We start from the raw sequence: 13,566 nt of genomic DNA on the forward strand, positions 1-13,566 counted from the left end.
GTGTATCCTCCATTAACTTCGATAATCATTAACTATATTATAATCAAATTTTTGAATAAGAACACAACATTTAACGATATTTTAAAATAATAGGAAAGTAAGTGACATATATGAGTGTATTAACTAATGAACAAAAGGTCGAAATTTTATCAGAAATTGTGGCTATCCCTTCAGTCAATGATAATGAATTAGCTGTAGCACAATATTTAGCCCAATGGCTTAATCAATATGATATTGACACACACATTGATTATATTTCAGGTCAACGTGCAAATCTCATCGCAACCATAGGGTCTGGTAAACCAGTCGTTGCAGTATCAGGACATATGGATGTTGTAAATGAAGGGAACCATGATGATTGGACATCGCCACCATTTGAATTGACTGAACGAAATGGTCATTTATACGGACGAGGCGCTGCGGATATGAAGTCGGGATTGGCTGCCTTAGTCATCGCAATGATTGAAATTAAAGCAAGTGGACAATTAAAAAATGGTACCATTAAATTATTAGCAACTGCTGGAGAGGAAATGGAACAAGCAGGATCAGAACAATTATATCGTAAAGGTTACATAGATGATGTCGATGCCCTAGTCATCGCAGAACCATCTTATCCAAGTATTGTATATGCTCATAAAGGATCAATGGATATTAAAATCACATCTAAGGGTCGTTCAAGTCATAGTTCTACACCTTTTATGGGAGAAAATGCAATTACACCACTTATTGAATTGATTCAAAATATTAATCAAGCATATGAAGACATTACCCAAAGTATAAAAGGGACGGCGCTAGATTATGGTAATATGGTCAATCAGATGGCTGATCAATTGCCTAGTTTTGTAAGTAAAGACGAAGTTCAAACTAGAATTCAAGGACTTGTGATGACCAATAGCATGATTAATGGTGGTTCTCAAGTCAATTCTGTCCCTGATCATGCAACTGCAACATTCAATGTTCGTACGATTCCAGAATATGATAATACAAAAGTTAAAGCACTATTCGAGAAATATATCAACGAAGCGAATCAAAGAGGGGCACATCTAACTCATGACATCTATTTAGATCTTGACCCAGTTGTAACAATGGGCGACAATCACTTATTTAAATTAGGGCATCAACTGGCTCAAACATATTTTGATTCTTCTGCTTTGATAGATACACCAACAGTTGCCGTTACGGATGCATCTAATTTATTAAAAAGTAAAAGCGAAGCATTTCCATTCTTAATGATAGGGCCAGATCAAGGACCACATCAAATAGATGAATGTGTTAATAAAGTTCATTATTTAAAATTTATCGATTACTATATTGAATTATTACTGACTTATCTAAATGAAAATTGATAAGACGTGTAAGATAAAATATTAAATTCAATCATAAATTAGATATGACAAAACTGTAAGGGCTATCACTTTTAATTGTATGTCTTTAGTTGATGACGTATAATTTAGAAGACCCATAAGCAAAGAAGCTGTGGGTAAAGAAAGAGAGGATACGTTATGAATAAAAAGACAAAATCAATCATTGCGTCTACATTAGCTTTCGGTACATTATTAAGTGCATCAGCGAGTGTAGCGCCAGTAATAAATCATACGGCACATGCATCAACAACACAGCAACACCAATCAGCTTACTATACTTATAAAGGTAACGCAGGTTATGATGCGAAGTTTACTTTAGATAAAAATTTCAAAAATGCGATTAAAGCTGGCAACGTTACATTTAATGGTATTAAAATTGCACCAACTCAATCAACTCAAACAGTAATCAAATCAGACCAATTATTCCGTCAATATGATAAAAAATCTAAAAAAGCTTCATTAGTCGATATTCCATTGAAAAAGCAATTGAAGTTAACAGATTTACAAAAATCTTATGGTAAAGATTTAAAAAAAGTAGATAATGGTAAAAATAATACAACTGGTATTTATTACTACCAACCTAAGAAAAATGGCAAAGCAGTATGGTTCGATGCATCAAAAGGTAAAATCGACCGCATTGTCATTGGCTATGAAAAAACCAAAGTAGCGATTCAAAAAGATAAAACGATGGATAAAATTAAATAAGATAGAATGATATGAACAGACGTCCTTATATAGGATGTCTGTTTTTTGATAGATTTAATTATGATAGATTGAAGTTAACGATCACTACAAAGGAGGTTATTTATAGTGATTTTTAAAGGCTTCATGAATATGATTGAACAAAATGATTATGAAACACTTTATTCATATTTTACTAAAGAAATGAAAAAGCAAATTTCCAAGAAAGCATTAAAAAAATTGATACAAGACTACAATAGATTTGCGCATCAACACAAATGCTTTGTAGACATTGGGACTGAAAAGTATGATGAGAATGTTTGGTTAGATGCATTTGAAAACTATGGTGTTTCAATCCATGTCACTCACGGAAAAATATCGGCACTTTTGTTTAAACCGTTGTATTATTTTAAAGATAAACACACAACTTTAACATATCAATTTCCATTTAATGATGAATGGTTTGTTTATTGGGGAGGCGATAACGAACTATTCAATTATCATTATCCTTTAGAAACACAAAGGTATGCATATGATTTTATAAAGATAAATAAAGACTCAGGAATGAGCTATTTTGAAGATGGCATGCGATGTGAACACTATTATGCCTATAATACTCCAGTTTATGCACCATTAAATGGCGTGGTTGTCGATATTGAAAATAATATAAAAGATAATCGTATAGGGCAAACGAATCAAAGACAACCACTTGGAAATTATGTCATGATAAAGCATTCGACAAATGAATTTAGTCTAATTGGACATTTAAAACAACATTCGATCAAAGTGAATATTGGTGATGAAATAACGGATAACGTTATGATAGGTCTTTGTGGAAATTCAGGTAATTCGTCAGAGCCTCATATTCATTTTCAAGTTAGTAATCAACCTAGTTTATTAGAAGGGCAATCACTCAAAGTTAATTTTGAAAATAATAGGACACCTATCAAAGGTGAAACGATTCGCAGATAAAAAGTTTGGTAAATTTAATATATTATATTACAAAACACAACGTATATGTATTGAATTTTATGTAATTTTCATTTACTTTTTACAAAAATATAAATAGTATGAGTAGAGGTTAAAATTTAAACATATACGGAGGATTAATATGAAACGATTGTCTAAAACTATCATTTCTAGTATTTCAGTAATAGCTATAAGTAGTTCATTTTATAGTGGACAAGTAAATGCAAAGAATGATCATTCAACAAATCAAAATAAATTAGAAATTAAGGATAAGAATAAAGCATTTCAGGCATTAAAATTATTACCCAATGATAAAAATGCTAAAAAGCAATTTAAGCATTATAAAACAGTCGACGTCAATACAGATCAATTAGGCTATACACACTATACATTACAACCAAAGTTTAAAAATGCATATGTTCCTGATAGAGAAGTTAAAATACATACTAATCCTCAAGGTAAGGTTGTACTTATCAATGGTGACACAGGTGGTAGTGAAATAAAACCTAGCAATACTGTTCAAATCCATAAAAAGGAAGCTATCGATAAAGCATTTGAAGCTATTTCAATGTCATCTGACAAAGCTAAAAACTTTAAAAATGATGTTATTAAAAAGAATGACATTCAAATTAGTGGTCAAAATAACAAATATGTTTATCAGGTTGAAATTGTAACGACCTCTCCAAGAATATCTCATTGGACTATTCAAGTTGATGCTGAGACTGGTGAAATCGTTAATAAACTAAATAATATCCAACATGCGCATACTGAAGGTAATGGTAAAAGCGTATTAAACAAAACGAAAAAAATTAATATTAATAGTAATGATGATAGCTATGAATTGAAAGATGTGACACATAAGGGAAATATTTCAGCTTATGATTATAATGATGAGGATAGCAGTTCAAAACTAATGACTGATAAAGGTAAAGATTTCATAGACAAGTCACAACATGCTGGTGTTGATGCGAACGATTATGCTAAAGATGTGTATGATTACTATAAAAATAAATTCGGTCGAGAATCATATGATGATAAAGGGAGCCCTATCGATTCATTAACTCATGTGAATCAATTTGAAAATGAAGATAATCGTAACAATGCTGCTTGGATTGGCGATAAAATGATTTATGGAGACGGAGACAATGATAATTATTTACCATTCTCTGGTGCTAAAGATGTGGTAGCTCACGAAATTACACATGGTATAACTCAAGAAACAGCCAATTTAGTTTATGAAAATCAATCCGGTGCATTGAACGAAAGTTTCTCAGATGTCTTTGCATACTTTATTGATAGTGATAATTTCTTAATTGGTGAGGATATATACACACCTAATGTTAAAGGTGATGCATTAAGAAGTATGTCTAATCCTGAAAAGTATGATCAACCTGCGCATATGAAACATTACTCTAAAACACAAGAAGATAATGGTGGCGTGCATACTAATTCAGGTATCCCTAATAAAGCTGCATATTTAACGATAAAACGTATTGGTAAAGATAAAGCCGAACAAATTTATTATAGAACGTTAACACAATATTTATCTTCTAATTCAAATTTTGCAGATGCTAAAAAATCATTACATCAAGCCGCACTTGATTTATATGATAAATCTACAGCAGATAAAGTTAATCGATCATGGGAAGATGTTGGCGTTTAAACTATCAAGCCTTTCACTGAGATAAGCGCAGTGGGAGGCTTGTTTTATGGGGTGACACTTAGGGTTGTCTAACGTTAGACAACGAGCAGTCTAATTTTTGGGAGATAATTAATAGTCAAATGATTAAAATGCACTACCTTATTTGTTTTGCAAAATAATAATTTACATAAATTTAAAATTAATAACATTGTTTTTGTTCATGAATATAGTAATGTTGTATGTATATTGTATATGAGGAGATACAACATTGAAAAAGTATTATTTAATATCGATTTTGTCTTTTATTTTTGTTAGTTAGCACGATGGTATATCGGATGGATTTAAAGCAAGAGGCACAAGTTGTAGCGGTAGGCGATAATTTAATACATCCTAATGTATATAAGGATGCACTTGAATCAGATGGTGTTACATATCATTTTAACCCTATGTATCAACATATAAAAAAAGATATTCAAGCGGCAGATATTGCTTTTATCAATCAAGAATCTCCAATTGGTGGAGATCATCGCCCTTATCATGGATTTAAACGATTTAACACACCTAGGGATATTTCAGATAGTTTGGTAGAAACAGGGTTTAATTTTATTAATGGAGCTAATAACCATGCATTAGATCAAGGTGACGAAGGACTGAAATATCATATTCAACAATGGGATAAATATAAAAGTAAAGTGTTGTTTACAGGTGTTTATGATTCGCAAAAGGATCATGATCAGGTGGCTGTCAAAAAGATAAACGGTATCAATATAGCACTGCTTAGTTATACATTTGGTACTAATGAAATTAAGCCTAAACATCAATACGAAATCAACTATTTTGATGACAAACAAATTAAGAAGGATATACAACAAGCCAAAGAAGTAGCGGATGTCATATTTGTATCGGCACACTGGGGGAATGAAGGCGCTCATCAACCTAATCCAATACAACGAAAATATGCAAAGTTATTTGCTGATGAAGGGGTGGATGTTGTACTAGGTACACATCCTCATGTTATACAACTAGTTGAATGGATTAAAGGTAAGGATCATCATCGCACATTAGTGGCTTATTCCCTAGGAAATTTTTTGAATGGACAGGAAACTGGAAATGAAAGTAATGACTTACTCGGTAGAATAGAATTTAAAATAATGCAAACGCCTAAAGCAGTAAAAATCGAAAACGTTAAATGGCGAAGTATGGTTAATTATTATGAATTAAGTAATATATACAACAAAAACAGTAAAGTGAACTTTAAAATATATCCATTAAAGGATATTGATGAACGTTTAATCAGTAAACATGATCGAAATTATGACCCGAATTCTGAAATGAGCAAATTGCGATTACAACAAATAACTAAAGAGGTTATTAATGAAAGATTTTTAGATGAAGACAGTTTATAAAAAATACGTTAGCTTCTGAAAACAATTGTGTTACTAGAAATATTTAACACACTGTTACCTAACAACATCGTTAAATGTTTCATGAGAAACATTGTAAATGATATTCATTATATTAATGATGTATACAACAATAAATCATTTTTACTCCTTTAATGCCCATAAAATCAATAGAATGGGTAATAGGATCATATTAATATAATGCATAAATAAACAATTTATTGAATTTATATTTACTATGTTGTAAGATGTTATCAAGGAGTTGATGACATGAGCAAGTTTAACTTTGAAGGTAAATGTTTATTAAAATCGACCGATTATTCTAAAGATGAATTGAATTACATCATAGATAAGGCACAACAATTAAAAGCAGAAAAGAAAAATAATCAATCACATCAATTATTAACAAATAAAAATATAGCCATTATATTTGAAAAACCATCTACACGTACACGAGCAGCCTTTAGCGTTGCGGCCCACGACTTAGGTGTTCAAGTAGATTACTTTGGACAGGGAGAGATTCATTTAGGTAAAAAAGAGAGTATATATGACACGGCAAAGGTTCTAGGAAGTATGTATGATGGTATCGAATTTAGAGGACATGATCATAATGATGTTGAAACACTAGCCCAACATGCAAATGTACCTGTCTGGAATGGTTTAACTAATGAATGGCACCCTACACAAATGTTAGCGGACTTTATGACACTCAAAGCAGAGTGGGGGACGTTAAAAGGTAAGACATTAACATATATTGGAGACGCTCGAAATAATGTAGCGAATGACTTATTAGTTACAGGGGCGTTATTAGGCATCAATATGAATATTGTGGCTCCAGAATCTCGCTTGCCGGAATCGCATGTGGTAACGATGGCTAAAGACTATGCGGAACAAACAGGCGCAACGATTCAAATCAGTAGTGATATTGAAAAGACTGTTTATCAAACGGATGCTATTTATACGGATGTTTGGTTTTCAATGGGAGAACCAACAGATGTTATAGAAGAGAGAGTTAAGACATTACAACTTTATCAAATCAATATGTCATTAATTCAAAAGATACAAAATCCTGATGTGAAAGTACTGCATTGTTTACCAGCTTTCCATAATACACAAACGCAAGTAGGCAAAGATGTCTACGAAAAATATGGATTATCAGAAATGGAGATCACAGATGAGGTCTTTCATAGTCCTTATTCTATTGTTTTTAAACAAGCAGAAAATCGTTTACATTCTATTAAAGCCATAATGGCATTAACTTTAGGTGGCATAAAATAAGAGATTACAAATGAGGTGTTATGCATGATTATAGAAGTCTCTAAAGCATTAAAGTCATTTCTTTATGAAAACTATGAAATAGAAATAGGCGAAATAGCGAGTAAGCAAATTATTGATCACATCTATCCTATGATAGAAAATGAAATACACGAAGATATGAAGACAGAGATTCAAAACGAAACTATTAATGATGTTATAGCAAAGTTAGAATCTGAAAAGATAATTAATCAAAAATGAATAAAGAGGTTGAGACAAAAGTGTTTAGGATTTGAGCAGAACCTAACGATGAGCAAAATGGTTTTCCCAATTTTGTCGAATCGTGAGCGTTCCTAGAGCACCAAAAATTTGCGTCTCAACCTCTTTTATGTTCTATTATTTATTTTGTGAAGCAAATGCTTTAGCAATATCACTTAATTTAGTTGGCGCGTCTTCAACTGCCATTTTCATTTCAACAAAGTGCATGCAATCACTATGTGCATTGATCTTTTCAAATGTTTCTTTAAGTTCATGTGATGTATTAACATCATGGACGACTACTTTATCTCCGCCAAATACTGCAGGGAGCGCTTTGTAATCCCACATATGAATATCATTATACGGTTCTTTCATACCATGAATTAAACGTTCCACTGTATAACCATCGTTGTTAACTACAAATATAATCGGTTTCAATTGTTGTCTAATCATTGTTGATAACGATTGAACTGTCAGTTGCAGTGAACCGTCTCCGATAAGTAAGACATTACGTCTATGCGGTGCAGCGATTTGTGTACCTAATGTTGCAGGTAAAGTGTAACCGATAGACCCCCATAATGGCTGACCAATAAAGGTATTGTCTTTATATAAAGCTAAATCATAAGCGCCAAAGAATGAAGAACCTTGTTCAGCGATTAAAATATCGTCTAGTTGTAAGAAATCTTGCATCATCTTGAAATACGTTGCTTGAGTTAATGGTTCATGATCAACTTGATAGTCATGTTCTTGTGGTCGTTGATACTTTGGAAACTCAGATTTGTTTTTATAAGAAATTGTCATTAAGCCATTTAAAAGATGAGGTAGTGCAACTTGTTCAGTGATTGTTTCATTCATTTTAAAATAGTTATGATTAATCATCACAACATCATCGATATCAAATTCAAATGAGAAACCGGCTGTCGCTGAGTCAGTCAATTTCGCACCTATATTTAATATGGCATCACTTTGATTAACATAGTTTTTAACATTTTCTTCGGCGATACTGCCATCGAAGATACCAAGATAATGTTCGTTTTCTTCATTAAAAGCGCCTTTACCAAGAGAAAGTTGTACGACAGGAATATGAGTTTGATTTACAAATTGTTCTAATTCAGAATGCAAACCAAAGCTATTAATTTCATGCCCTGTAATAATCACAGGTTGTTTAGCAGAATGTAATTTATCTTCAATCATTTGAATATAGCGAGATACATCTTGATCATCACGTGTTTCAGGTTGGAAAGGCTTAGCCACGTCGATTTCAGTCATTGCAACATCGATTGGCAAATGTAAATGAACTGGACGACGTTCGTTGATCGCTGCTTGAATAAGTCTAGGAATTTCAGTTGTTGCATTTTCTGGCGTAATATATCCTTGCGCAGTTGTTATTGGTTCAAACATTTTTCTATAATCATCAAATGTACCTTCACCTAAAGAGTGATGAACATATTTTCCAGCTGACTCAACAGCACGAGTGGGTGCACCAGTAATTGCAATGACAGGTACGCGTTCAGCATAGGATCCAGCAATGCCGTTAACAGCACTCAATTCTCCGACCCCAAACGTAGTAACTAATGCACCTAATCCATTAATTCGAGCATAACCATCGGCGGCATAGCTCGCATTTAATTCGTTAGTATTACCAATCCACTCTACTTGGTCATGAGAAATAATATCGTCTAAAAAGGCTAAATTGAAATCACCAGGGACACCGAATATTTTATCTACCCCTGCAGCATTAACTGCATCCATTAAATATTGTCCTACACGTTGTTTCATTATGCATACCACCTTTGTTTATGTATTTGCATTTTACAATTAAAAGATAACTTTTTGTGGAAATAAAGTCAATCAACTTGACCTTTTAGAAAAGTTTAGCATGACTAAAACATGACTAAAATATGACTAAAATAGGAAACTTTATTATAATGAACCTTAAATATTAGAAAAGGAAAGAAAGTACATGTCGACAAATAAAAATGATTATGAACATATGTTATTTTACTTTGCTTATAAAACCTTTGTTACGACAGCGGATGACATTATCGAACAATATGGTATGAGTCGCCAACATCACCGTTTCTTATTTTTTATCAATAAATTACCGGGAATTACGATAAAAGAGTTACTTCAAACATTGGAAATATCAAAGCAAGGTTCTCATGCCACACTGAGAACATTAAAAGAAAAAGAGCTTATTATAGAGCAAATATCCGAACAAGATCGTCGTGTTAAACAGCTATTTGCTACAGAAAAAGGTAATGCGTTAATTAATGAGCTCAATTACGCACAAGATCATCTATTACAAATGATTCAACAAAAAGTAGGAAACAATTGGTACGATATCATGGAAGCGTTAGCCAACCAAAGAGATGGCTTCAAACATATTGAACATTTAAAAACACAAGATTAACTTATACTTTTACTAATTTTCCCTGTTGCATATGATGCAATAGGGGATTTTTATGAAATGTAATGAGAAAGTCTAAATGTTAAGTAATAATGTTGGAAATATTAACATCATACATACTCTTTTTTAAATTTTTGTTAATAATGTAATAAATAGTTGTTATATTAAATAAAATTATTGCTATTTACAATGGATAAGTTAACATAGGATAAAAGCATTTTATTTTAAGGAGTTTATGAATGAAAAGATATGTAACTAAAAAAGCTAAACCAATTGTTAAAATTACGTTAGGTTTAATCACTGCGTCAATTAGTTTAGGAACAATAAGTGTCGTGACTCAACAAGCCACTGCCCATGCTTCTACTTTACAAACGACTTACAACCATACGAGTGCTCAAAATCAAACACGAACATCATCAACAACACCTCATATATCCCAGTCTAAGAAAGCTGTGAAACGTGTCACAACAACAGTTAAGGCGCCAACTACAGTGAAAACGACGACTAAAGTAGCAGCTATTAAGCAACCAACTCAAACAGTCAAAGCGGTATCTGTTTCAGCTCCTAAAACAAATCAAACATCTACGATTAAAACAAGCACGAGTCATACACAAAAACCAACATCAGCAAAAGCACCTACGTCTATACATCCTAAAAGTGGAACCACAAGTACGAAATCCTCAACAAACCATGCGACAACAAAATCACCTATAACAAAGCCAACAGTATCAAAGACATCAACAACGAAACCAACAAATACGACACAACATACAACTACAACACCATCAAAATCAACAACGTCAACGAAAACATCTACAACGACGCGTCCACCGAGCCAGACATCGAAGACGGTATCCAAGACATCAACAAGTACTGCCAAAGCACCTACGACATCTACATCACGATCAAGTACTAAACCGTCAACGATGACTGTTTCATCAACGAAACCAGTAACATCGACAACATCAACTACAACACCAAAAAGCGCAAATTCGAAAGAAACTACAATACCTGCGATAGGTACAAATACGGATGTTAAACCTATCAAACCGATTGAAAGTGCACACAAAGATTATTACACTTCAATGACCCAACTTGAACGAGAAACTAAAGAAGGTATAGATTGGAAGAAAGAAACCCGTGACCAAGGTAGTCAAGTTCTGATAGTAGCACCTCATGGAGGTAATATAGAACAAGGTACGTCTGAGTTAACAAAGTTACTTGCACAACAAGGTGGTTATGATTATTTTTCTTTTGAAGCTATAAGACCATCTAATAATACACAATTGCATGTGACGTCGACACATTATGATGATCCAACTTTACATCAAATGGTTGAAGGACGATCGGCTACCATTTCCATACATGGAGCTAAAGGAGACGACCCAATTGTATTCTTAGGCGGCGCTAAGTCTGACCTAAGAGATGAGATTCAATCACAATTGGAAAGTAGAGGTTTTACTGTACAAGTTCCACCTGAATATTTAGGGGGATTAAATGAGAATAATTTCATTAATAAAAATGAAAATAGTACTGGCGTGCAATTAGAGTTAACGACCTCATTACGAAAAGCGTTATTTAATAATCAAGATATGAGTACATCATCACGAAAAAATGAAGATAATTGGTCGCCGTTAATGTATCAATTTGCAGATGCTTTGCATATGGCAATATCTAAAACTACGGATACATCAACACATTAAAATCAACGTGTTGAGTGTATTGAAAAAAGAATGTTGGCGATATATATTAAATTTAATTTATGTTTTTTCAATCCATTGATAATAAGGTTTTTAAAATTGTTGAAAAAAAGTGTATAATTATGTCATAAGAATTTCAAAGCGATAGTTGAAATGAATAATCGAAAAAGGAGTTTTTATGATGAAAAAATTCGCTATATTATTAACTTTAGTCGGTGCAGGCTACTATGGATTTAAAAAGTATCAAAACCATGTAAACCAAGCACCTAATATTGAATATTAATATGTATCATGAATAAATAGATGCATACATTAAAATAAACCGAGATGAGTCACGCTCATCTCGGTTTATTTAATATCAAAGCTTATTTTACGTCATTAGCAAAGAAATCAAAGATGTTTTTCGCACTATCTGTATTTTCTTTATTTCCTTTGAATTGATTAGATCCAGGACCATAGGCATACGTATTTACATCTTCACCAGTATGACCGTAAGTAGTCCAACCTGTATGAGATGCATCATTGATTGGTTTTTGAATTGCATCTTGAAGACGTGTCGTTTGTTCGACAACTTTTGGATCTTTTTCATCTTTGCCTGATTTTGTTAATTTCTTCAGCTTTTTAGCTTCTTTTTTAACTTTATCAAGTTGTTCTTTAGGGAAGTCAATGCCATAGCCATCATTGATTACTTTTTCAGGATCTTTACCAGTAGCAATTTCTTTTGTCATATACATACCAGAATGTTTCATTTGATGAATTGATTGAGGATTCCATTTGTAATCTTTACCTTTACCGATGGTCATACCACCTGTAGAATGATCTGCTGTTGCTACAACAAGTGTATCTTTATGTTGTTTAGCATAGTTAATCGCGTTTGAGAAAGCTTTATCAAACCCTTGCATTTCAGACATTACACCCGTAACATCATTTGGATGTGCAGCTTTGTCGATAGATGCACCTTCTACCATTAAGAAGAACCCTTTATCATTCTTTTCAAGTTTACTTAAAGCGCTATTTTCCATATCTACTAATAATGGGTTGCTTTCTGGCGCATCAATTTGAAGTGGCATATCTTTCTCAGAGAATAAACCTAACACCTGATTGCTCTTTGATTGATTCAGTTCATTTTTATTAGAAACCACATCGTAACCATCTTTTTTGAATTTTTGATCTAAATTCCCATTTTCTTTGCCAAAATATTTAGAACCGCCACCTAAAATGACATCTACTTTATGTTTGCCGTTAATTTTATCGTTATAAAATTGTTTCGCAATTTCATCTTTTTTATCACGAGAATCAACATGAGATGCATAAGCTGCAGGGGTTGCATCAGTGATTTCTGCTGTAGATACAAGGCCCGTAGATTTACCTTTTTCTTTTGCACTTTCTAATACAGTTTTCACATTATTTTTATTAGCATCGACACCAATGGCACCATTGTATGTTTTATGACCTGAACTAAACGCTGTAGCACCTGCCGCAGAATCTGTCACGTTTTCTTTAGGGTCATTAGGATAAGTACGGTTAGTACCCTTTAAATATTTATCAAATGTAGTGGGTTTCATCGATTTAGCTGAGGGATCGTTTTGATAATAACGATACGCAGTGTTAAATGAAGGACCCATTCCATCGCCAACTAAGAAAATGACATTTTTAGGGTTTTTAGTATTACCGAAAGCAATAGCTTCATCATTACTTTGTTTCTTATTGTTATCTGTATTTGTACCAGAAGCTAAAGATACATTCGTACTACTTAATAATGTTGCAGCAACGATACTACCTGATAACAAGTATTTAGTATATTGATTAAATGATTTCATTTAAAAAGCCCCCTAATATATGTATAAACGTATTACAATTTAAGTATAAGCAAGGCATTTTGATT

At 32.8% G+C, this 13,566-nt stretch carries 12 protein-coding genes; 10 read left to right on the forward strand and 2 right to left on the reverse strand.

The window, feature by feature from the left end; all coding sequences use genetic code 11:
* Nucleotides 1–110: 110 nt before the first annotated feature.
* The 7 genes from AC2D8K_RS02710 to AC2D8K_RS02740 all read left to right on the forward strand — a co-directional run bounded on the left by AC2D8K_RS02710 (nucleotide 111) and on the right by AC2D8K_RS02740 (nucleotide 7,574).
* Nucleotides 111–1,346, forward strand: coding sequence for an ArgE/DapE family deacylase (locus AC2D8K_RS02710; protein WP_124228096.1), 1,236 nt, complete (start codon nucleotides 111–113; stop codon nucleotides 1,344–1,346).
* Between the two features lie 156 nt (nucleotides 1,347–1,502).
* Nucleotides 1,503–2,069 (forward strand): immunodominant staphylococcal antigen IsaB family protein, encoded by a 567-nt coding sequence (isaB, locus tag AC2D8K_RS02715; protein ID WP_484697957.1) that lies wholly within the window; start codon nucleotides 1,503–1,505, stop codon nucleotides 2,067–2,069.
* A gap of 105 nt (nucleotides 2,070–2,174) precedes the next feature.
* Complete coding sequence (locus tag AC2D8K_RS02720) at nucleotides 2,175–3,017, forward strand: M23 family metallopeptidase (protein WP_124228098.1); 843 nt, start codon at nucleotides 2,175–2,177, stop codon at nucleotides 3,015–3,017.
* Nucleotides 3,018–3,156: 139 nt separating this feature from the next.
* Nucleotides 3,157–4,677: a M4 family metallopeptidase gene (locus AC2D8K_RS02725; RefSeq protein ID WP_484697958.1), complete on the forward strand. Its 1,521-nt coding sequence runs from the start codon at nucleotides 3,157–3,159 to the stop codon at nucleotides 4,675–4,677.
* A gap of 314 nt (nucleotides 4,678–4,991) precedes the next feature.
* On the forward strand, nucleotides 4,992–6,062 hold the full coding sequence (locus tag AC2D8K_RS02730; protein ID WP_462883323.1) for a CapA family protein: 1,071 nt from the start codon (nucleotides 4,992–4,994) through the stop codon (nucleotides 6,060–6,062).
* A gap of 267 nt (nucleotides 6,063–6,329) precedes the next feature.
* Nucleotides 6,330–7,337, forward strand: coding sequence for an ornithine carbamoyltransferase (gene argF, locus AC2D8K_RS02735; RefSeq protein WP_124228101.1), 1,008 nt, complete (start codon nucleotides 6,330–6,332; stop codon nucleotides 7,335–7,337).
* Between the two features lie 24 nt (nucleotides 7,338–7,361).
* Nucleotides 7,362–7,574, forward strand: coding sequence for a hypothetical protein (locus tag AC2D8K_RS02740; RefSeq protein ID WP_124228102.1), 213 nt, complete (start codon nucleotides 7,362–7,364; stop codon nucleotides 7,572–7,574).
* A 135-nt stretch (nucleotides 7,575–7,709) separates the two neighbouring features.
* Here AC2D8K_RS02740 and AC2D8K_RS02745 read toward each other — a convergent pair whose 3' ends face one another.
* The gene (locus AC2D8K_RS02745; protein ID WP_124228103.1) at nucleotides 7,710–9,350 is read right to left on the reverse strand and encodes an alpha-keto acid decarboxylase family protein; all 1,641 of its coding nucleotides are present in this window, start codon (nucleotides 9,348–9,350) and stop codon (nucleotides 7,710–7,712) included.
* A gap of 184 nt (nucleotides 9,351–9,534) precedes the next feature.
* Here AC2D8K_RS02745 and AC2D8K_RS02750 point away from each other — a divergent pair, with 184 nt between their 5' ends.
* The 3 genes from AC2D8K_RS02750 (at nucleotide 9,535) to AC2D8K_RS02760 (ending at nucleotide 11,964) form a co-directional block, all read left to right on the forward strand.
* Nucleotides 9,535–9,984: a MarR family winged helix-turn-helix transcriptional regulator gene (locus AC2D8K_RS02750; protein ID WP_484697961.1), complete on the forward strand. Its 450-nt coding sequence runs from the start codon at nucleotides 9,535–9,537 to the stop codon at nucleotides 9,982–9,984.
* Between the two features lie 236 nt (nucleotides 9,985–10,220).
* Complete coding sequence (locus tag AC2D8K_RS02755; protein WP_124228105.1) at nucleotides 10,221–11,684, forward strand: poly-gamma-glutamate hydrolase family protein; 1,464 nt, start codon at nucleotides 10,221–10,223, stop codon at nucleotides 11,682–11,684.
* A gap of 178 nt (nucleotides 11,685–11,862) precedes the next feature.
* Complete coding sequence (locus AC2D8K_RS02760; protein ID WP_484697963.1) at nucleotides 11,863–11,964, forward strand: SE2200 family small protein; 102 nt, start codon at nucleotides 11,863–11,865, stop codon at nucleotides 11,962–11,964.
* Between the two features lie 82 nt (nucleotides 11,965–12,046).
* Here the strand turns inward: AC2D8K_RS02760 and AC2D8K_RS02765 are convergent, their stop codons facing one another.
* Nucleotides 12,047–13,501: an alkaline phosphatase gene (locus AC2D8K_RS02765; protein WP_124228106.1), complete on the reverse strand. Its 1,455-nt coding sequence runs from the start codon at nucleotides 13,499–13,501 to the stop codon at nucleotides 12,047–12,049.
* Nucleotides 13,502–13,566 lie beyond the last annotated feature (65 nt).

The sequence above is a fragment of the Staphylococcus sp. 510 genome (assembly GCF_057219715.1).